The organism is Novosphingobium sp. 32-60-15, assembly GCF_002280675.1.
GTDB lineage: Bacteria > Pseudomonadota > Alphaproteobacteria > Sphingomonadales > Sphingomonadaceae > Novosphingobium.
On record NZ_NCEN01000006.1, the window covers coordinates 104,091 to 123,033 of the forward strand.

17 protein-coding genes are annotated in these 18,943 nt (G+C 58.6%); 11 read left to right on the forward strand and 6 right to left on the reverse strand.

Features of this window, described 5'->3' with window-relative positions:
- Positions 1–14: 14 nt before the first annotated feature.
- Positions 15–1,463, reverse strand: a complete 1,449-nt coding sequence (gene mgtE, locus B7Y89_RS06805) for a magnesium transporter (protein ID WP_292936980.1) — start codon at positions 1,461–1,463, stop codon at positions 15–17.
- A 111-nt stretch (positions 1,464–1,574) separates the two neighbouring features.
- On the opposite strand from mgtE, the gene B7Y89_RS06810 reads away from it, so the two are divergent.
- Together B7Y89_RS06810 and B7Y89_RS06815 are read left to right on the forward strand one after the other, a co-directional pair.
- Entirely contained in the window at positions 1,575–2,030 is a 456-nt protein-coding gene (locus tag B7Y89_RS06810; protein ID WP_292936982.1) for a peptidylprolyl isomerase, read from the forward strand.
- 251 nt (positions 2,031–2,281) lie between these two features.
- Positions 2,282–2,593 (forward strand): UrcA family protein, encoded by a 312-nt coding sequence (locus B7Y89_RS06815; RefSeq protein ID WP_292936984.1) that lies wholly within the window; start codon positions 2,282–2,284, stop codon positions 2,591–2,593.
- Positions 2,594–2,666: 73 nt separating this feature from the next.
- Here B7Y89_RS06815 and B7Y89_RS06820 read toward each other — a convergent pair whose 3' ends face one another.
- From B7Y89_RS06820 to B7Y89_RS06835, 4 genes are all read right to left on the reverse strand, one after another.
- Positions 2,667–4,259, reverse strand: a complete 1,593-nt coding sequence (locus B7Y89_RS06820; RefSeq protein WP_292936986.1) for a flavin monoamine oxidase family protein — start codon at positions 4,257–4,259, stop codon at positions 2,667–2,669.
- A gap of 33 nt (positions 4,260–4,292) precedes the next feature.
- The gene (locus B7Y89_RS06825) at positions 4,293–4,739 is read right to left on the reverse strand and encodes a cytochrome c (protein WP_292936988.1); all 447 of its coding nucleotides are present in this window, start codon (positions 4,737–4,739) and stop codon (positions 4,293–4,295) included.
- Positions 4,736–5,251 carry a Rid family hydrolase gene (locus tag B7Y89_RS06830; protein ID WP_292936990.1) on the reverse strand — a complete coding sequence of 172 codons (516 nt, stop codon included), beginning with the start codon at positions 5,249–5,251 and terminating at the stop codon, positions 4,736–4,738. The genes B7Y89_RS06825 and B7Y89_RS06830 overlap by 4 nt, the downstream gene beginning before the upstream one ends.
- Positions 5,252–5,333: 82 nt before the next feature.
- Positions 5,334–7,829 carry a TonB-dependent receptor gene (locus B7Y89_RS06835; protein WP_292936992.1) on the reverse strand — a complete coding sequence of 832 codons (2,496 nt, stop codon included), beginning with the start codon at positions 7,827–7,829 and terminating at the stop codon, positions 5,334–5,336.
- A gap of 354 nt (positions 7,830–8,183) precedes the next feature.
- Here B7Y89_RS06835 and B7Y89_RS06840 point away from each other — a divergent pair, with 354 nt between their 5' ends.
- The gene (locus tag B7Y89_RS06840; RefSeq protein ID WP_292936993.1) at positions 8,184–8,696 is read left to right on the forward strand and encodes a Rid family hydrolase; all 513 of its coding nucleotides are present in this window, start codon (positions 8,184–8,186) and stop codon (positions 8,694–8,696) included.
- A gap of 56 nt (positions 8,697–8,752) precedes the next feature.
- Here the strand turns inward: B7Y89_RS06840 and B7Y89_RS06845 are convergent, their stop codons facing one another.
- Positions 8,753–10,018: an outer membrane protein transport protein gene (locus B7Y89_RS06845; RefSeq protein WP_292936994.1), complete on the reverse strand. Its 1,266-nt coding sequence runs from the start codon at positions 10,016–10,018 to the stop codon at positions 8,753–8,755.
- A gap of 432 nt (positions 10,019–10,450) precedes the next feature.
- Here B7Y89_RS06845 and B7Y89_RS06850 point away from each other — a divergent pair, with 432 nt between their 5' ends.
- The 8 genes from B7Y89_RS06850 to phnN all read left to right on the forward strand — a co-directional run bounded on the left by B7Y89_RS06850 (position 10,451) and on the right by phnN (position 18,921).
- Positions 10,451–13,156, forward strand: coding sequence for a TonB-dependent receptor (locus tag B7Y89_RS06850; RefSeq protein ID WP_292936996.1), 2,706 nt, complete (start codon positions 10,451–10,453; stop codon positions 13,154–13,156).
- A gap of 88 nt (positions 13,157–13,244) precedes the next feature.
- Positions 13,245–14,210 (forward strand): phosphate/phosphite/phosphonate ABC transporter substrate-binding protein, encoded by a 966-nt coding sequence (phnD, locus tag B7Y89_RS06855; RefSeq protein WP_292936998.1) that lies wholly within the window; start codon positions 13,245–13,247, stop codon positions 14,208–14,210.
- Positions 14,207–15,067, forward strand: coding sequence for a PhnD/SsuA/transferrin family substrate-binding protein (locus B7Y89_RS06860; protein WP_292937000.1), 861 nt, complete (start codon positions 14,207–14,209; stop codon positions 15,065–15,067). The genes phnD and B7Y89_RS06860 overlap by 4 nt, the downstream gene beginning before the upstream one ends.
- Positions 15,067–16,017, forward strand: coding sequence for a phosphonate ABC transporter, permease protein PhnE (gene phnE, locus B7Y89_RS06865; RefSeq protein WP_292937002.1), 951 nt, complete (start codon positions 15,067–15,069; stop codon positions 16,015–16,017). Before B7Y89_RS06860 ends, phnE (B7Y89_RS06865) begins: the two co-directional genes overlap by 1 nt.
- Positions 16,014–16,838, forward strand: coding sequence for a phosphonate ABC transporter, permease protein PhnE (gene phnE, locus B7Y89_RS06870; RefSeq protein WP_292937004.1), 825 nt, complete (start codon positions 16,014–16,016; stop codon positions 16,836–16,838). The genes phnE (B7Y89_RS06865) and phnE (B7Y89_RS06870) overlap by 4 nt, the downstream gene beginning before the upstream one ends.
- Positions 16,839–16,848: 10 nt before the next feature.
- Complete coding sequence (phnC, locus tag B7Y89_RS06875) at positions 16,849–17,661, forward strand: phosphonate ABC transporter ATP-binding protein (protein WP_292937006.1); 813 nt, start codon at positions 16,849–16,851, stop codon at positions 17,659–17,661.
- A complete protein-coding gene (locus tag B7Y89_RS06880) occupies positions 17,661–18,365 on the forward strand; it encodes a chloramphenicol acetyltransferase (protein ID WP_292937008.1) in 705 nt (234 codons plus the stop codon). Before phnC ends, B7Y89_RS06880 begins: the two co-directional genes overlap by 1 nt.
- A complete protein-coding gene (gene phnN, locus B7Y89_RS06885; RefSeq protein WP_292937009.1) occupies positions 18,358–18,921 on the forward strand; it encodes a phosphonate metabolism protein/1,5-bisphosphokinase (PRPP-forming) PhnN in 564 nt (187 codons plus the stop codon). The genes B7Y89_RS06880 and phnN overlap by 8 nt, the downstream gene beginning before the upstream one ends.
- The last annotated feature ends 22 nt before the right edge of the window (positions 18,922–18,943 follow it).

Consider the following 18,943-nt stretch of genomic DNA (forward strand, 5'->3'; position numbering starts at 1 on the left):
GGGGTTCTTCCAGATCAGGCAGCAAGCCCGCTTAACACGGCAAGGCCAAGGAACGAGAAGAAGCCCATGACATCGGTGGCCATTGTCACGAATACGGCAGATGAGACAGCCGGGTCCACTTTCAGCCGGTCAAGCGTAACGGGCACCATGATCCCGGCAAGGCCCGCCACCAGATTGTTGATGATCATCGCGGTGCCAATCACCGCGCCCAGCAACGGATTGCCGAACAGCAGCGCGGTGCCGCTGCCCACCAGCACACCCAGCGTCAGCCCGTTGGCCGTGGCGATGCGCAATTCGCGGAAGATCATGCGCAGCGTGTTTGAACTGGTCAGCTGATTGGTGGCAATTGCGCGCACGATCACGGCCAGCGTTTGCGTGCCCGCATTGCCGCCCATGCCCGATACAATCGGCATCAGCACCGCCAGCAGCGCAAATCTGGCAATCGCGCCTTGGAACAGACCCACAACCGATGCCGCCAGCAATGCCGTGCCAAGGTTCACCACCAGCCATGTCAGGCGCGTGCGCACTGTCAGCATGATCGGCTCGTTAATGTCGCCATCACCGGCACCGGACAGGCGCAGGATATCCTCGCTCGCCTCTTCCTGAATGATGTGGACAATGTCATCGACGGTGATCTGGCCCACCAGCCGCCCGCTTTCATCGACCACGGCGGCCGAAATCAGCGCGTACTTCTGGAAGCGCAGCGCGACTTCTTCCTGATCCATCGCCACCGGGATAAGCGTCTGGTCGCGTTTCATCACATCGGCCAGAAGTACTCCGCGCGGCGCCCGCAATATCCACGAAAGCTGGCACGTGCCCAGCGGATGGTGCTTGTGATCAACGATGAACACTTCCCAGAATTCGGTCGGCAGATCATCGTTGCGGCGCAGGAAATCGATCAGATCGCCGACCGTCATCGCCTCGGGCACCGCGATCAGATCGCGGCTCATCAGGCGGCCGGCGGTTTCTTCGGGGTAGGACAGGGCTGATTCGATGGCCGCGCGGTCTTCCGGCTCCATCTCGGCAAGGACAGCCTGCTGGTCTTCCTCGTCCAAGTCTTCGATCAGGGCGACGGCGTCATCCGTCTCCATCTGCTCGGCAAGCTCGGCCACTTCATCGGGGTCAAGCTCGTCGACAAGCAATTCGCGGACGTGGTCGTTCAACTCGGCGAAGACTTCGCCGCCCATCAGATCGTTGATGGCGCGGGCCAAGGCAACGCGCTCATCCCGATTAATCAGCTCGAACAAATCGGCGATGTCGGCGGGGTGCAGCGGCTCTACAAGGTTGTAAACCCGTTCGTGATCGCCGCTTTCCAGCGCTTCTGAAACTTTGCGGACAAAGCCGGGGCGCAGGGTATTGTCCTGTTCATCAAGGCTTTCGGCATTGCGCGCAGGCTCTGCCGCCGGGACATCATCGTCCACGCCCGAAAGCCGTGATTCAAGAAGGTCTTCATCGCGCTGCATTGCGGCGGGGTTAGCCTCCTGACCGATAAAAGCAAACCGCCTTGGCTTGCTTTGCGTGACTTTCTTTTCCAACGCCCTATATCGGCGTCAAACAGGAAGGAATTGCGACAAATGGCTGACGAAAATCTCGTACTTTCGCTCGATTCAGGCGATGTAGTAATCAAGTTGCGTCCAGACCTTGCGCCCGGTCACGTTGAACGGATCAAGGAACTGGTTGGCGAAGGCTTTTACGATGGCGTAAAGTTCCATCGCGTAATCCCCGGCTTCATGGCGCAGGGCGGCTGTCCGCAGGGCACCGGCATGGGCGGCTCAAGCAAGCCAGACCTCAAGGCTGAATTCAACGCCGAACCGCATGTGCGCGGCGTTTGTTCAATGGCGCGCACCAGCGCACCAAACTCGGCCAACAGCCAGTTCTTCATCTGCTTTGATGATGCCCGCTTCCTTGACAAGCAGTACACCGTTTGGGGTCAGGTCATCAGCGGCATGGAACACGTCGATGCCCTGCCCAAGGGTGAGCCACCAGCGAAGCCAGGTGCCATCAGCAAGGCTGCCATCGTAGCTGCCTGATTTCATCGCAAAGCATTGAAAAGGGGCGGGGCCACGCGGCCACCGCCCCTTTTTGCTGCGCACCGCCTTTATGCTGCGTACATTGGTTAAATCCATCCCGCAACAATTTGCAAAACGTCGCCCCTTGCAGCGAAACACGCAGAGGTATATCTTGACACTTGTCCGGGATGCTGGCGGGCCACCAATCACGTTGGCAGTCGGGCGATAAAACAGGGCCAAAAATGGTCCATTTCCTTCGCAGGAGTGTTGAAATGAAAACCTTTGTTGCAGCCCTTGCGGCTGCTGCGGCGCTGTGCACCGCACTGCCGGCATCAGCCACGTCCCAGCGTGAAACCTTCGATCTCGCTATTGCCAGCGATGGTTATGATTTGACCGATCCGGGCCAAGTCACCAAACTTCGCAAGCAGATCGATCTTGCCATCATCGAAGCGTGCAACCCCACTGACCGACTCAGTGTTGGCCCGCAGCCAAACCTGCAGTGCCGCAAAGAAATGCGCCGCGATGCAGCCATTAAAATCGCCGCCCTGACCAATGCTGCCAACAAGCGCATGGCGGGCCTGTAATCCCCTTCTTCCCCCCTCCCGCATGCGGGAGGGGCCGGGGGAGGGTCCGTTCATTTTGGCCCGCCCGATCAAGCTATCCAGCCAAAGCCCGCTGGTGCAACCGCGTCACTGCATCCAGCGAAGATAACAGTGCGCCTTCCATCCAGCAGCCATAATAGGACGCATGCTCGCCCGCCATCACGATGCGGCCATCCATTGCGCACAAGTTCTGGTAATGCGCTGCGCGGCTTTCTTCGGTCCAGGTGGCGCAGCATCCCATAATCCACGGCGCGCGGCTCCATGCATAGGACGTGCCCGAGACGAACTCCTTGCGATACTCCGCAGGGTGAAACACCGATCCTTGCTCGAGCGCTGCTTCAATGCGCTTGGCGTGAGTCATCCCCGCCAGCTGATACCCGCCCGCACCACTGGCAAAAGATCCCAGAAGCACGGCGGGGCCATCCTTGAAGAAGTTGTTGTTCGGATAGGAAATCAGGCCAATTGCCTGATCGGTGAAGCTGTGGCCGCCATAGATCGAATAATCCTCCTCCCAGAACCGGCGCCGCATTTCGAGGCCGATTTTGACCGAGTTCGAATAGGGCAGGGCCTTCAAAGCTGCCTTCATCGGCGCACCCACTTGCAATTCGATTTGGTTCAGGATCGTCGCCGGAATCGTGCAGACGCAATAGTCCGCGCTGGTTGATCCCTTCTGCCCGGTCTTGGCGTCTTCCCACGCAGCGGTCACGCCCGTTGCGTTCTGCGAAAGCGCCGTCACGCGCGTGTTCAGCCGCACCATCTTGGCGATCTGGCGATAAAAACCCTTGCCGATCATGTCCATGCCGCCCTTGGGCTGGAACATCGTCGTTTGCATCACATTGGTGAAGAAGAAGCCCATCTGCGTCCACACATTGGATGCCAGCACATCGGGCAAGCTGTTTACGGTCGATGGCGTCGGTGCACCGCCCACGCCGCCGCCGGGCGCCTTGTCATAGCCGCGCTGGCCTGAAACCTTGAGGTCGCTGGTATAGGCCATGTTTTTGTCCAGCATGCCCCATTCGCGCATTGCCACCAGCAGTTTGTCTTTGTCTTCCTTGGTCAGCTTGTCATCCAGAGACCCGGCGTTAAGTGCCTTGGCCATCAATTCGGAAACGTGGCCCTTGAAATCGGTCGCTACTTCACGATAGCGCTGCGGCTTGCCACCAAAGGCTTTCGTGCGGTGGACAAATGCGTTGTGGTTCAACTGGATAAACGGCTCAAGTTCTACCCCGAACTGCTTGCAATAATGCAGCAGCGTGCGGTGATGGTGGGGTATGCGCCATGGGCCGGGGTTCAGGTAATTGCCCGGCGCAAACGTGCAGTCCTGCACCGATCCGTCTGTCTCGGCCACTTTGTCGCCGCCACGGATAGAGATGTTGCGCCCGCCGGGCCGGTCCTGAAATTCCAGGACGGTCACCTTGTACCCTGCCTTGGTCAGTTCATAGGCGGCCAGCATCCCGGCCAGGCCCGCGCCCAGCACCAGCACGCTTGCCCCTTTGCGCGCGCCTGAAAGCATTGGCGGCCCGGTAAACTGCGTCTCGGCGGCATGGCCCAGCACCGTCATCGCCTGATACATGGCAAGCCCGCCTCCGGTCGTGCCGATCATGCGCAGCAGGTCGCGCCGCGTCTGCGGCATTACTGTATCGTCCATAAAACCCCCTGAGGTGCCGGCAGATGCCGGAAATCACTGTGTGCAGTTACAATCCGGAACCGGCGGCGACGCCACATTCACCCGTTCGACATCGGCAAGGGTGACCGGGTCTTTGTAATCGTTGAAATGACCGCGCACATAAGTCAGCACGGCCGCCATTTGCTCCGGCGTCAGAATGTCGGAGAACCACGGCATCCCGCCTCTGCCTTTCAGCAGGATGATCGTACCGTAATCCTTGTCGGCAAGGCGCGGATTGCCTGCCAGCGCCGGTATTTTTGCGCCTGCTCCGCCGCCGCCCATTGCATCGGCCATGTGGCAGGCCTGGCAAATCTGCTCGTACACTTGCCTGCCCTCGGCCGAGACTTCCACCGCAGAAGGCCCGCCGCCCGGCGCATCTTGTGCGCGCAAACCTACGGCAGCGGCCAGTGTCACCGCGCCAAGGCCCAGCGCGCCCAACCGCATGATCACACCCATCGTCATGGTGCCTTGGCTGCAATGCCTTCGATCTCGACCAGCACGTAAGGGCGGCCCAGCGCTGCCACTTGCACGGTTGAACGTGTTGGTGCGTTGGGCTGTTCGGGGGTGCCAAAGAAGGTCTTGAACACTTCGTTCATGGCAGGCGCATCCATCCGTCCGCCATTTTCAGGCGTGCCCACCAAAAACACGTTCATCTTCACCAGATCGCCCATGCCAAGACCCAGTGATTCCAGTTGCGCCTTCATCTTGGTCAGAATGTTCAGCGTCTGTTGCCGCGTGTCGCCCAGTTCTTCGGGCTTGGCCGGATCAATCGGTGATGCGGTTGATCCTGACAGGTAAATGATCGTGCTGCCCGGCGGGATGGTTGCCGATGATGATATCAGCGAATTCGGGTTGCTCTTGGTGCGGGTTACAACAGGCTTGGCTTTCGCCTTGGGTGATGCGGCTTGCGCGGAACCCATGCCGCCCGCCAGCAATGCGGCAGTGAACACCAGCGCCTGAAGTTTCCTCATCATTTCAAATCCTCGCGTTGTTCTTTTCAGGTTTAAAAATGGGCAGGGCAGGGAAGGCATCGTGCCAACCCCGCCCCGCAGTTGATCAGAACTTGAAGTTCATGCGCGCGTAGTAATACCCGCCGTTGCTACCATACGTGCCGTGGCCGTATGGGCTGTTCACGGTTGTGCCGCCGTTGATATAGGGCGAAATGCCCGGACCGACCGCCACTGGCAGAAGGTCAGGAATCTCCGGCGTCTTGTCGAACAAGTTGTTGGCACCAATCGCAAACGTCAACGTGTCGGTCACATCGTAGGAAAGCTCCGCATCGGTCAGCGGCGTTGCCTTGACGATTCCCTGATAAGGACCAAACCCGCTTACCCCGGGGTTCACCAGAATGGTTGCCGAACCCTGATACGATTGCCGCACCGTCGCGCTGAACCGGCCTGAGGTGAACGTCGTGTCCAACAAGACCTTGTACTTTGGCTGCGCCGATTCAAGGAAGCTTTCGGCTTGGCTGTTGAACAATGTGCCAATGCGGTTTTCGGTGACATCGGTCTTGTTGTAATTCGCGCTCAGCATCAGATCGAGCTGGCCGAACGGCAATTCAACTGGATAGCGTGCCTGAAAATCGATGCCCCATGTGCGGGTGTCGATGCCGTTGGTAAACGTGGCCACGCCGATGGTGTTGACCGCTGAATCAAGCGTCACGCCGCGCGCGGCAATCGCCGCATTCACCGCCGCAAACGCCGTCTGCCCGTTGATCAGGTTGGTCTGCGGGGTTCCGTTGACCACTCCGCGAATGGTCGACGTCCCGGCAATCCGGTCCTTGATCTTGATGTAATAGGCATCAAGCGTGACGATCAGCTTTTCAACCGGGCGCAGCACGATCCCGCCCGAGAAGTTGGTCGACTTTTCCGGCCGCAGCGAACCAAAGCCCAGCAGCGCCGATGCAGTTGAATTTGGCGGCAGTTGGACGGTGGCGCTGGTTGGCGCGACGTTGGTGGCTGAATAGTTGGATTCTGCCAGCGTCGGTGCGCGGAAGCCCGTGCTGGCGGTGCCGCGCAAGGCAAAGGCAGGGCTGAAATCATAGCGCGCCGTAATCTTGCCAATCGCGGTATCACCAAAGTCGCTATAATCTTCATATCGTCCGGCAAGGTCGACCGTCAGATCTTCAACCGGCTTGGCAATGAAGTTGAGGTACACCGCCTTGGCCGTGCGCTTGTATTGGCCGGCATCACTTGCGGCAAAACCGGGGAACGATTGGCCGCCTTCGAAATAGGTCGACAGGTTGTCGCCCTGGCCGATTTCGTAGGTTTCACGGCGATATTCGCCACCGAATGCCACAGTCAGCGGCTCGGCCATGCCGGCATCGAATTCCTTCTTGATGTCCAGCGTGGAAACAAACTGGGTCAGCTTGAAGAAGCCGTCATAGAATGACGTGGGGCTTTGGCCGGTGTTGATGAACAGCGAACGGTTGACCGATTCCGTTGTGCTGATGTCGTTGCGGTCGCTGCCGTATTCTGCCGAAAGATCCCAGCTCCAACCGCTCACTTCGCCGCGCAAACCGCCGGTCAATGACCATTCGTCCTGTGTGACTTCCTGCAGTGGCACAAAGCCGGTCAGGCCGGTGCCCTGGAAGCAGCTGGTCGGGTCTGTCGATACGCGGCAAACGCGGTTTGGCGGGCGATAACCTTGCTTGGCGCTGCCATCGCGGCGGGCAATATCGCCAAACGCATAAGCCTCAACCCCGCCAAAATCGTAGCCTGCGTTAAAGAACGCAATCGACAAGGCTGATTTGGCTTGGCCGCCGTTGATGTTGGCAAGATCAAGCCCGGCATAAATCGGCTGGAATGCAGCGGGCACGGTCGTGTTCACATTGCCGTTGATGTCTTTGACAAGGATCTGGCCGTCACCCACGAACGTGTAATCGTTGCGGCGGTGGAACAGCGAGAGGTTCAGGAAGCCGTTGTCACCCAGCGCATAGCCCAGGTTGCCGCTGACGCTGTAGGTTTCGCCTTCGCCGTCAAAGAACTGCCCTGCCGTCGCGCGGATGCTGCCGCCGGTGTCAGCGCTTTTCAGCATGATGTTGATGACGCCTGCAATGGCGTCAGACCCGTATTGTGCCGCAGCGCCTTCCTGCAAAATTTCGATGCGTTGCACCGCATCGGGCGGGATCAGGTCAATCGATGGCGCGGCCGAACCCTGGAACGGTCCTGCAATCACTTGCAAAATTGCCGAACCGTGACGCCGCTTTCCGTTGACCATCACCAAAGTGTGGTTCGGGCTAAGCCCGCGCAGGCGCGCGCTCAACGAGAAGTTGGACATGTCCGTGCCCTGCGTCTGCGCCGTGAATGATGGCACCAACTGGGTCAGCGCTTGATTGAGGTTCGGCTGGCCAACGCGGGTCAGCGCATTGCCGCTCAACAGTGTCACCGGAGCAGCAGAGTCAGCCGCAGTGCCGCCTACAGCGCGCGAACCGGTAACAATGATCTCATCGGCTACGGGTTGTTCTTCAGCTGGCGCCTCTTGCGCAAACGCTGATGTAAACGCCGTGCTGGCCAACAAAATTCCGCAAATGGTCTTGGTAACGGTCGACATGAGGTTCCCCCTGATATGTATCGACCTCTCCCACCAAGTGGCCGGAATCTGTGCCTAGCGTTGGTGCAAGGCCGACCCGGTCCGTTGTCATGGCTAACTCCGGAGCCTCCCCTCACGGTGTGCCCGGACATGGCGTAAAAGCACGCCTTATCGCTGCTGTAAGACATACGCCTTTTGACGTAACATGGCCTCAGGGCGGCTCATAATGTGTGTTAAACAACTGAAAAATATGAATTATAGTTTGAAGCGCAGCTGCAACAAAGGAGTCATGGCCACCCTTTTGCGCAAACTAGGGTTGCACCTTGTGGCAAGGCCCGTCAGCTTGCCATCGCACGCGCAAAACAAGGAGCTTCCATGCTGTCCCACCAAACCATCGCCACCCGGTTTCTCGCCTCCATCGGCCTTGCGGCAACGGCACTTGCACTTGCCCCTGCTGCGTCTGCGCAAGTCACCAAAATCCAGTCGAACCCTTCAGCGCTTATTCTCGATGCGGCTGATGTGAAGGCGGGGACGGACATGATTTTCCTGTCCGGCCAGCTCGCCTCGCCCATCGCACCGCCCGCCGCCGGAGCGGCCCCTGATTTTGGCGATACCAAGACGCAAACCATCAGCGTCCTGAACAAAATCAAGACGCTGCTTGCTGCGCGGGGTTATACGATGGATGATCTGGTCAAGCTGACGCTGTTCGTCGCGGCTGATCCAAAGCTTGGCAAGATGGATTTCGCAGGAGCGAACGACGGCTTCAAGATGTTTTTCAAAACGGCTGAAAATCCCTCAACCGTCGCGCGCTCCACCTTCCAGGTCGCAGCTCTGGTCGCGCCCCAATTCCTGATAGAAATCGAAGCCATCGCCGCCAAAAAGCGCTGACTTTTGCGGACATTTGGGGAAGGCAGCGGGATGCGCTGCCTTCCCGTGCGCCGGCCTTATTGAAACACAAAGCCAATCGAAAGCCCGACCGCCGTTTCGGCAAGGTGTACGTTGGCTTCACCCCCGCCATAGGGCAGCGGGATGGAACTTGCACCGCGCACGGTGTTGCGCGGCGCGCGCAGGATGTATCCGGTCAGCTCCAGCTTTTCCTGCACCCGCACAGTCGCCCCGGCGGTAAAGTGGTCTGTCACCACGCCCGGCGCCAGCAAGTTCAAGAACGTTTCCGACGCAGGCACGGGGTTGTCCGAACGGCCATAGCCTGCCCGCAAGGTAAGGGCATCGCTGGCTTTGTAGGCTGCGCCGAACTTGACCACATCGATATCGCGCCAGCCAAAGCCGGGGCCAATGGCCGCGCCAAAAGGCGTGCCTGCAAACAGCGGGGCCAGCGGATTGCCGACCGATGCAACGCCCGAATATTCGATGCGCTTATAATCCGCGCCAAATGTCAGCCTGTCGCCTGCTTTTACCGAAAGACCAAAGCCCCATGATGCAGGTACGTCAAAATCACCGCCACCGGCAAACAGCCCGGCGTATTTTTCAAAGCGGCCTGCCCAAACCTTGGATTGATAGAACGCACCCAGCGAAACGGCTTTGCCGAAATGGCCAAGGTAGCCCACGCGCACTCCGGCACCGATGGACCAGTCATCGCCATTGTTGGTCATCAAGGTCGGCGCGCTGCTGGCTGCGGTGAAGGGCTGGATGCCGGTCACGGCGAAGCTTTGCACCACGATTATGGGTGAAACGCCAAAACTGTGGGCGCCAGAAACCCGCGCCGCCAGTGTCGGTGTGATAAAGATCTGGCGCAAATTTACGCCCGCATCGCCGGTTGCGCCGAAGCTGGCAAAGGGGTTGGCGTTGTAATTGGTGTTCATCCCGCCGTTGCCGGTGACGGCTATTCCGGCCGCAAAGCCGTCACCCAAAGGGCGCACATAGGCAATCTCGGGCAAGACAAACGGATTTGCGCCATTGCCAGACCATTTGCCGTTCAACCCGGCCGCATTGCCGCTGATTTGTGCGCCGCGGTCCGGCACAAAGACTTCCAGACCAATGTCCAACCGCTCGCCCAGATCGACCGCCGCCGCAGGATTGGCGGCAATCGCAACGGCGTCCTCAGGCAGGGCAATGGCAACGCCGCCAGCGCCCTTGGCCTTGGCCCCCATGCCATTCAAGAAATAGCCATCTGTGGCATAGGCGGCTTGGGGCGCGGCAATCGCACAAGCGGTGAAGGCCAGCGCAACACCGGCGCGGCGGCAGATTGTCATCGTTCGTTTTCCCATATTTGGTGCAAGGCGGCCTCTGGATCACCGCAGAGCGCATCGTCAATACGGGCGTTTGCCGTAAGACAAGTTAAGCTTTCGTTGTGTTGCCGATTTGGGCCTCTTCATTTTGCGCCGTCGGTTACGCTATTCCTGGCGGTGGAATGATCCCGACATTCCCCAGCACTCTATCCGGAGAGGCGGGACGCTTTTGGCCAGTGCTGCGTCTTTCGCCGGTCACTATGCGATGGCATGGCTCGCACTTCACTCCCGTGTGACAAGCGCTCTTTTCGATCTTGAGGCCGCTCAACAAGTCACAACATGGTATTAAATGAGTCTCGATTCCTTCACTGATGTGAACGCGAAACATCACACCTCCGACACAAGCTTTGTTTAATCATCGCCCCGTCACGGCACACGCCGGTCGGGGGACCAGTCATGAAGCACGTCCGTTATAGTAAGATTTTGGCCAGTATTGGTTCATTGTACCTAACAACATGCTTGCCAACTTCTGCCTTTGCCCAAGATGCAGCGGATCAAGCTGATGATGGTGAACAAAGGGAATCAATTGTCGTTACCGGGACACCGATTCGCGACAGCCTTTTGGCATCGACAGAAGCACAGCGCCGCGCCGATAACGTCGTAAACATCATCGCGTCTGACACGATCGGACGTTTTCCCGATGCGACAGCAGCAGGCGCGCTGGCGCGTTTGCCCGGCGTCGGTGTGCAGCGCGACCAAGGTCAGGAACGCTACATCCAAATCCGCGGCGCGCCGACACGGTGGACACAAGTGTCGCTTGACGGGATCAACGTACTGGGCGCCGAAGACCGCATCTTCCGCTTTGATTCCGTCCCATCGGTGCAGATCGGCCGGCTTGAATTGAACAAGACGCTGCTGCCCAGCATGCCTGCCGAAGCATTGGCTGGGCGCGTGGACATCAAGGCCTATTCCCCCATCGACAACCCCGGGTTCCACTTCAGCGGTGACTTCGGCAAAGGCTTTGTCGATCTGGGCCAAGGCCCGGTTAACAACTATTCGGCGCGCGGATCGTGGGCCAATGATACGCTGGCGATCAGCGCGGCCTATTCGAAGTTCAACTTTGAACAGCAGACCGACAATAGCGAGCCGCGTTTCGACGATGTCGGCATCACCCAACTGCGCATCACCAAATATATCATTACCCGCCAGACTGAATCCTATTCCGGGCGTCTGCAATGGGAACCGACCCCCGGCTTGCGCTTTACCGGGACATATCTGGATACGAAGTTCAACGATTTTGAAGAACGCAACCAGTTCCGCTTCCAATACAACCGAGCGTTTTCCGGAACGCGCAATTTCGAAACGGCAAATCTTGTCGGCGTGCCTATGGACAGCACGTTTGAAGACGGCGTGTTCGAAAATGGCGTAAAGCTCGCGCTGTTGAACGCGACGTATGAAGGCAATGGCTGGAATGTTTCAGCTGATGTTGCCTATACCCGCACAAACTTTGATGGCGATATTCCGCTTGTCACTTACAATACATCAACCGCGCTTAACGCGCCAACGCTGGCCAATGCCGAGCGTTTTCCTTCGGTGCAACTGGTCGTCAATGCCAAGCCCGGCGGCATCCCGTTCAGCACTCTTTATGACACTGTGTTATCCGGGGCGACACTTGCGCGCGGGGCGCAGCAAGATGCGATTGACCAGCGCCAGTTCACCCGCCAGCAGGCAGCAGAAAGCAGCTATTTGCTCGGCACCAAAAGCTGGACCGGCAAAGTTGCAGTAGATCGCCAATGGGACAGCATGGGGGCAGAAGCCACGCTCAGCTTCGGTTTCCAGTTCGATGATCGCAAGCAATCGAACACCGTTTTCAACCAGATTTTGGCGGATGGCGTAACTACAGGCACGCTGACGATCAACACGGCGGCAACCGCTCTGGGCGTTCCGTGGACCCCGTTTGACTTCATCACACGTGAAGCGTGGGACACAGATTTTCCCTTCGGCTACAACGTGAACTACATGGACAATCCGGGCCTGCGCAAACAGTTCGATGCCGTCCAGGCCGCAGCGCGCGCAGCAAATGCGGTCGGTACCGGCAATTATGCCGTCATCGCGCCTGATCCAAAACTGTTCAACACTGTCGCTGAACGCGTGATTTCCGGTTATGTCATGAACAAGTGGAAGTGGGATGCGCACACCGTCCTGCTGGGCGCACGTATCGAAAACACGAAGATCGCATCGACAGGCACCAGCACGGTGACAATTCCTGCCGTTGGGTCAGCGCCTGCGCAACTGGTGCTCACGCCACTGGCGTTCCAGGATGAATTCACCAACATCTTCCCAAGCCTGCACTATACCTTTGACGCAACCGAAACGGTGAAGCTGCGCGCTGCCTTCATCACCGGCCACGCCCGTCCCAGTCTTGAAGACATGCGCGCAACAGTTTCGATCAACGACACTAGCGGCACCATCACTGGCGGTAACCCGTTTGCGATCCCGGAAAAAGCATACGGTGTTGATCTTTCTGCAGAATGGTATTTTGCCCCTGCTGCGATCCTTTCGGCAAGCTTCTATCACCGCGAAGTTTCGGATGTGCTGTTTGATTCAACATCGCTTGTTACCGATGGTCGCTTTGATACCGGCGGCACCAGCCGCGAAGGGTACACCTATTCCAGCATCGTGAACGGTCAGGACGGCCATCTTTCCGGTGTTGAATTTGTTTACAACCATGCCTGGACTTTCCTGCCAAGCCCGCTCGATGGATTTGGCGTGACGGGCAGTCTGGCCTTGAACTGGGGGTCGTTCAAGACGCCTGACGGCTCCAAGGTTAACTTTCCCGGCACATCCAAATCGATCATCTCGGCAAGCGCGTTTTACGAAAAGTACGGTTTTTCCGGTCGCATCACGTATCAGACCCGCAGCCCCTGGCTTGATGAGGTGTTCCCGAGCGGCAGCGCCGCAAACTCGAACCTTTATTGGGCGCGTTCAACCCGGATTGATGCGTCTGCCCGGTATGAAATCAACAAGATCTTTTCGGTCTATGTTGATGTCAACAACCTGACCGATGAACGCGGCGTTCGCTATCAGGGCGTTCCGGACCGGCCTTACGAAGTCGAAGGTTTTGGCCGCCGCTTCCTGTTCGGCGTTCGCGCAAACTTCTGATCCCAACGGGCCGCGGCTTTCCGCCAGTCTGAAAGGTCGCGGCCCCTATCATAAAACGGACATCGCCTTGCCATACGTTGCACCGGTCATGACATTCCAACGCCAGTTAACATCGTGGGCCTTCATGGCATTGGGCGCATGCGCGCTGTCTGCCTGTGGGTCAAAAGACAGCAATCTGCCAGCCGGAAGTTGGCAGGCAGAGATGGGGCGTCTGCGGGTTGCGGTGCGCGGCGATGATGCTGACCCTGCTTTTGCCGCGCGTTGGGGAGGATACCGCAAACACCTGACCGAAGTGACGGGTCTGCCTGTCGAATTGTTTGAAGCGACCGATTATAACGGCGTGGTTCAGGCCATTTCATCGGGCCAGGTCGACATGGCGACAATGGGTGCCAGTTCCTATGCCAATGTCGCGGCCCAAGTGGGCGACAAAGTCGCACCCTTTGTCATCGTGCGGCAAGCAGAAGGCACGAAGGGCTATTATTCTGCGATCGCGGTCAAAGCCGGTTCCAGCTTTCGCAGTTTGAACGATTTGAAGGGGAAAACCCTTGCTTACGTCGATTTCAATTCGACCTCGGGCTATGTTTATCCGCGCAAGACCATGCGCGAGCAGGGCGTTAATCCTGATACGTTTTTCGGGCGCTCGATCATGGCAGGAGGCGCCACCCAAGCGCTCGTTGCTATGGCCAATGGCCGGGTCGATGCTGCGATGGTCACGGTCAGCGCGGGCACTCCAGAAACAGGCTTTGCCGCTGGCAGTCACATAACCGCTGGAAGACGCGGCCTGATCAAGCCGAACGAAATCCGGTTGATCTGGACGGCAGGGCCAATGCCCAACTCTCCCTTCGTCGTCAGGACAGACCGCCCCGCTCCGATGATTGATGTGTTGCGCGGCGCGCTCGCCATGCTGCCATATGAAAAGCCCGATGTGTGGGAAGAAATGGGCCAGGTTGCGGGCGGCACATTCGCGTCTGTGAACAAGGCCACTTATGCCGAAGTCTTGGCGTTGCGTGATGAAGATATCAGCAAGCGCCGAGCCGGAGGATCAAGCAAATGACCCGCGCAATGATCCTTGCTGCGCTCATGCTCCTTGCCGCCTGCGGCAAAAGTGAAGCACCGGTTGCATCTGACGCCAAAGCCGCGCCCTTGCTCAAACAATTGCGGATTGCTGTTGCAGCGCCTGCAACCGGTCCTTGCGCGGCGCAATCGCCCGCATTTGATGCCAGCCAAACGGCCTATGTCGCGCACCTGTCCAAACGGATGGGCATTCCTGTCACGCTATGCCCTGTGGCTACACGCTCTGAAGCTGCCGCTGCGCTTGCCGAGGGGAAAATCGATCTTGCCCTGCTTGATCTGCCGAGCATTACACCGGTCAAGCAGACCGTGCGGCCAATCATGGCACAGCGGATACCAGCAGATATGGGCCGGATGGAAGTGGTGCTTGCGGTGCCGGATGCATCGCCCATCCGTACTGCTGCAGACGCCAAAGGGCGGCGGATGGTTTTGCCCGCAGACAACAGCGCGGTTCTTGCAGGCATAAAGGCGGCGCTGACGGCGTTCGGGTTTGAAAGGTCGGCAGAGGTCATCGAGCCGACCAAAGTAACCGCGCTTGCCGCTTTGAAGGCGGGTAAAGCCGATGTGCTGGCGATGCAAAGCGCGCAATGGGTGCGCCTGTGCCGGGGTGAGGCCAAGGGCGAAACCCCGTGCGTTGGCTATCGCCAGATCTGGCGGGGCCGCGAACCTGCAACCGAAGCTTGGAGCGCGCGGCGGGACTTGCCGTTGGAAAGCTGGGCAAGGTTGCTTGGCATTCACGTGGCCCTTGTTCAGGAAAACCCGCTGGCCGCGCGGTGGTTCGCCCCGCAGATGACCGAAATTGAACCTATCGAAGCGACCGGTTTGGAAAAGCCCATCTGATGGACGGCGCACACCACAACCCCACGCCGGACAGTCCGTTCGATCTTGTCGCGTTCGAAGCAGACTGGAACCGGCGGTCGCGCAACAGCCGGTTGATCTCGCTGGGATGGATCGCGCTCGCTTCCTTCGTGCTGATAATGTCGATGGAATTGAGCGAGGCAGGCCAAAGCACGGTCGATGCAGGCTGGACCGCACGGATTGCAACATTCGCAGACCGCATGGTGCCAGACCTGCAATTGCAAAACCTGTTTGGCGCGAGGCGCGATGCCGGATCGCTTGCCAGCTGGTTCTATGATCTGCCGGTGTGGCTCGTAGCGATGCGCGAAACCATCGCCATGGCCTTTGTCGGCACGGTGGTTGGCGGCACCCTTGCGCTCTATTTGTCGTTTCTGGCAGCAAGCAACCTGAACCAGAATTGGATTGGGCTGCAATTGGTGCGCCGCACATTCGATCTGGCGCGCACCATTCCCGATGCCATTTTGGCACTGATCTTTGCTGCAGCTTTCAGTCTGGGGCCCGTCGCGGGCGTGCTGACGCTGATCATCTCGACCGTTGGGTCCTTGGGCAAACTGTTCAGTGAATGCATGGAGAATGCCGAAATGCGGCAGGTTGATTCCATATCGGCGCTGGGCGGCAATTGGGTCATGCAAATGCGCTTTGGCATCATCCCGCAGCTTTTGCCGCAAATCCTGTCGTATTGGCTTTTGCGGATGGAGATAAACCTCTCGTCCGCTGCTGCCCTCGGCATTGTCGGCGCGGGCGGTATTGGCATGGAATTGCAACGCGCGATCAGCTTTACCGAATTCGACACCTATCTGGCCATTCTCATCTTGATCATCGGCTATATTTTCGTGCTCGACCTGCTGTCCGAAACCCTGCGCCACCGCTTGATCGGCAAGCATGCCTTAAGGAACAATCGCAAGCCATCTGCAAAGGCGGCCGCAGCATGAGTGACCTTGCCCTTCTGCAACAGGCCGAAGCCTTGGCCCCCGGCGCAATTTTCACCCCGATCACCAATCGCGTGAAATTCTGGTTGGGCCTCATTGCCTTTGCGATAGTTTTCACAGCGGCATGGATTGATCTTGAACTCACCTATTCGGTTTTGGCTGGAGGCTTTGGCAAGCTTGGGCAAATCCTTGGCACCATGGTTCCGCCCACTTCGGGCGGGCAATTGGAGCGCTTGTTGTGGGCAATTGCGCAAACGCTTGCCATTGCCGTGCTCGGCACTGTTCTTGCCGTGGTCGGCGCATTGCCACTGGGGCTTCTGGCCGCGCGCAACATTGTCCCAAACCCTATGATCCATTTCATCGTGCGCCGGATCATGGATATTTTTCGCGGCATCCCGGTGCTGGTCTGGGCGCTCATTCTGGTGGCGGCGGTCGGGCTTGGCCCCATTCCGGGCATTCTTGCCATCGGCTTTGCCGACATCCCGCGGCTTGCCAAGCTGTTTGGCGAAGCGCTGGAAAATGCAGACGAGCGCCAGCGCGATTCCCTGCGGGCCACGGGATCGCCCGATATCGGCGTGCTGCGGTTCGGCACATTGCCGCAAGCTCTGCCGGTTTGTCTCAGCCAATGCCTTTATTACCTTGAACAAAACTTCCGGTCAGCCGCCATCGTCGGCGTGGTCGGTGCGGGCGGGATCGGCTTTGAACTGGACGAGCGTATCCGGATTTTCGCCTTCGACGAAGTTGCCTTTATCGTCCTTCTCTACATCGTCGCCGTCACCGTGCTGGACCTTGGTTCACAGTGGCTGCGCACCCGCCTGACATAGGAAACCTGCCATGCTCGAAATTGACAAGGTTACATGCTCGTTCGGTGATGTAACGGCCGTAAAGCAAGCAAACCTCACCATCCAGCGGGGCGAAATGGTCGGCATCATTGGCCGGTCCGGCTCGGGCAAAAGCAGCCTGCTACGGCTGATCAACCGGCTCTATACACCCCAAGAAGGAACAATCCGGTGGGATGGACAGACCGTGTCAGACCTCAAGGGCCGCGAATTGCGGGCCTGGCGTCAGCGCGCGACAATTATTTTTCAGGATTACAACCTGATCCCGCGTCTTGATGTGCTCACCAATGTCTTGTTGGGGACGCTGGGTCGCCGTCCTCTGGCACCGGTAATGTTCAAGCAGTGGCCCAAGGAATTGCGCGCGCAGGCAGTTCTCGAACTTGACCGGCTGAGCATGGCCGACACTGTCTTCAAGCGCACCCAGTTCCTGTCTGGCGGGCAGCAGCAGCGCATCGCAATTGCCCGCGCGATGCTGCAAGAACCGGAAATTCTTCTGGCAGATGAGCCCGTTGCATCGCTTGATCCGATCAATGCCGAGATCGTGATGCAAAGCATTGCCGATATCAACGCCAGCCGCGGGATAACCGTTTTGGTCAACCTGCATTCGATAGATATTGCCCGCCGCTATTGCCGCCGGGTGATTGGCATGAACCGTGGTTCTATCGTGTTCGATGGCCCGGTTTCAGACTTGACCGAAAGCGCAGTTGCCGAAATCTATCGCAAGCGCACCCAGCCTTGCGAATGCTCAGGCGATGCCGTGGCGCAAGTTCAGCCTGTGATGCCTGTTGCCACAGCGGTGTACGCCTGATGGCCGGAGCAACCAAGCAAGGGCGGCTGGCCGCGCTCGCCGCCGAACAGGGGCTGGAATATGTCGCAAGGCAGGCACCCGCGCGTGAACACAGTTCCGCAAAAGGGCCAGCGCCTGAAATCGATCCGCAAGCCTCTGTGGTGGATTGCGCTCTAGGCCGGTGGACGCGCGTTGGTGCACGCACCCATTTGAGCGAGGTTTCCTTCGGCGATTACAGCTACATCGTCAGCGATTCCAGCGCCGCTTATGCGCGGATTGGCAAGTTCTGCTCAATCGCCCGCGATGTGCGGATCAACCCTGGCAATCACCCCACCTGGCGGGCGGCGCAGCACCATTTCAGCTATCGCGCGGTGTCTTATGATCTGGGCGAGGCCGACGATGCCGATTTCTTCGAATGGCGTCGCGAAGATCAGGTCAACATGGGTCACGATGTCTGGATTGGCCATGGTGCGACCATTCTTGCCGGGGTTTCCATCGGCACCGGCGCAATTATCGGCGCAGGGGCTGTCGTTTCGAAGGACATCCCGCCCTATGGCGTAGCGGTTGGTGTGGCAGCACAAGTCATCAAATACCGCTTTGACGAAGAGGTGCGTGAACGCCTCATCTCACTGGCATGGTGGGACTGGGCGCACGACCGGCTCGCCTCTGCTTTGGATGATTTCCGCAATCTGGATGCCGCTGCATTTTGTGACAAACATGGCTGAAGGGCGCTTGATTTTGGTCGTGGGGCCATCGGGCGCGGGCAAGGACAGCCTGATTGAAGCGGCAATGGCGCAGCTTGCGCAGGACCAGCGCTTTCACTTTCCCAAGCGAGAAGTAACCCGCCCCAGTGACGCCGGTGGCGAAGATCATATTGCGGTGTCTGAGCAAGATTTTGCCGCGCGCCAAGCTGCCGGTGGCTATGCTTTGGCGTGGGGCGCACATGGCCTGCACTATGGCATACCGATTGCCGTAATCGATCTGCTGGCCAATGGTGACACCGTGGTGATCAACACATCGCGCACTGTTATTGAAACCGCCCGCGCCACATATCGCAACTTGCGGATTATCTACGTGATAGCCCCGATTGCCATTCTGGCACAACGGATTGCCGCGCGCGGTCGAGAAAGTGCTGAAGACGTGGCCCAGCGTCTGGCCCGCGCGGTAATGTCTTTGCCCAGCGGCGATGACGTCGTCATCATCACCAACGACGGCAGCCTTGAGCAAGCCTTGGCGGCGTTTATCGCGGCGTTGACTCATGAACCCGCGCTTACCCGATAGCCTTGTCGTTCAACGGGCCGGG

Excerpts from the sequence above, each read along its gene's own strand:
- mgtE (WP_292936980.1), bottom strand. The coding sequence starts at position 1,463 with ATGCAGCGCGATGAAGACCTTCTTGAATCACGGCTTTCGGGCGTGGAC.
- B7Y89_RS06810 (WP_292936982.1), top strand. The coding sequence starts at position 1,575 with ATGGCTGACGAAAATCTCGTACTTTCGCTCGATTCAGGCGATGTAGTA.
- B7Y89_RS06815 (WP_292936984.1), top strand. The coding sequence starts at position 2,282 with ATGAAAACCTTTGTTGCAGCCCTTGCGGCTGCTGCGGCGCTGTGCACC.
- B7Y89_RS06820 (WP_292936986.1), bottom strand. The coding sequence starts at position 4,259 with ATGGACGATACAGTAATGCCGCAGACGCGGCGCGACCTGCTGCGCATG.
- B7Y89_RS06825 (WP_292936988.1), bottom strand. The coding sequence starts at position 4,739 with ATGACGATGGGTGTGATCATGCGGTTGGGCGCGCTGGGCCTTGGCGCG.
- B7Y89_RS06830 (WP_292936990.1), bottom strand. The coding sequence starts at position 5,251 with ATGATGAGGAAACTTCAGGCGCTGGTGTTCACTGCCGCATTGCTGGCG.
- B7Y89_RS06835 (WP_292936992.1), bottom strand. The coding sequence starts at position 7,829 with ATGTCGACCGTTACCAAGACCATTTGCGGAATTTTGTTGGCCAGCACG.
- B7Y89_RS06840 (WP_292936993.1), top strand. The coding sequence starts at position 8,184 with ATGCTGTCCCACCAAACCATCGCCACCCGGTTTCTCGCCTCCATCGGC.
- B7Y89_RS06845 (WP_292936994.1), bottom strand. The coding sequence starts at position 10,018 with ATGACAATCTGCCGCCGCGCCGGTGTTGCGCTGGCCTTCACCGCTTGT.
- B7Y89_RS06850 (WP_292936996.1), top strand. The coding sequence starts at position 10,451 with ATGAAGCACGTCCGTTATAGTAAGATTTTGGCCAGTATTGGTTCATTG.
- phnD (WP_292936998.1), top strand. The coding sequence starts at position 13,245 with ATGACATTCCAACGCCAGTTAACATCGTGGGCCTTCATGGCATTGGGC.
- B7Y89_RS06860 (WP_292937000.1), top strand. The coding sequence starts at position 14,207 with ATGACCCGCGCAATGATCCTTGCTGCGCTCATGCTCCTTGCCGCCTGC.
- phnE (WP_292937002.1), top strand. The coding sequence starts at position 15,067 with ATGGACGGCGCACACCACAACCCCACGCCGGACAGTCCGTTCGATCTT.
- phnE (WP_292937004.1), top strand. The coding sequence starts at position 16,014 with ATGAGTGACCTTGCCCTTCTGCAACAGGCCGAAGCCTTGGCCCCCGGC.
- phnC (WP_292937006.1), top strand. The coding sequence starts at position 16,849 with ATGCTCGAAATTGACAAGGTTACATGCTCGTTCGGTGATGTAACGGCC.
- B7Y89_RS06880 (WP_292937008.1), top strand. The coding sequence starts at position 17,661 with ATGGCCGGAGCAACCAAGCAAGGGCGGCTGGCCGCGCTCGCCGCCGAA.
- phnN (WP_292937009.1), top strand. The coding sequence starts at position 18,358 with ATGGCTGAAGGGCGCTTGATTTTGGTCGTGGGGCCATCGGGCGCGGGC.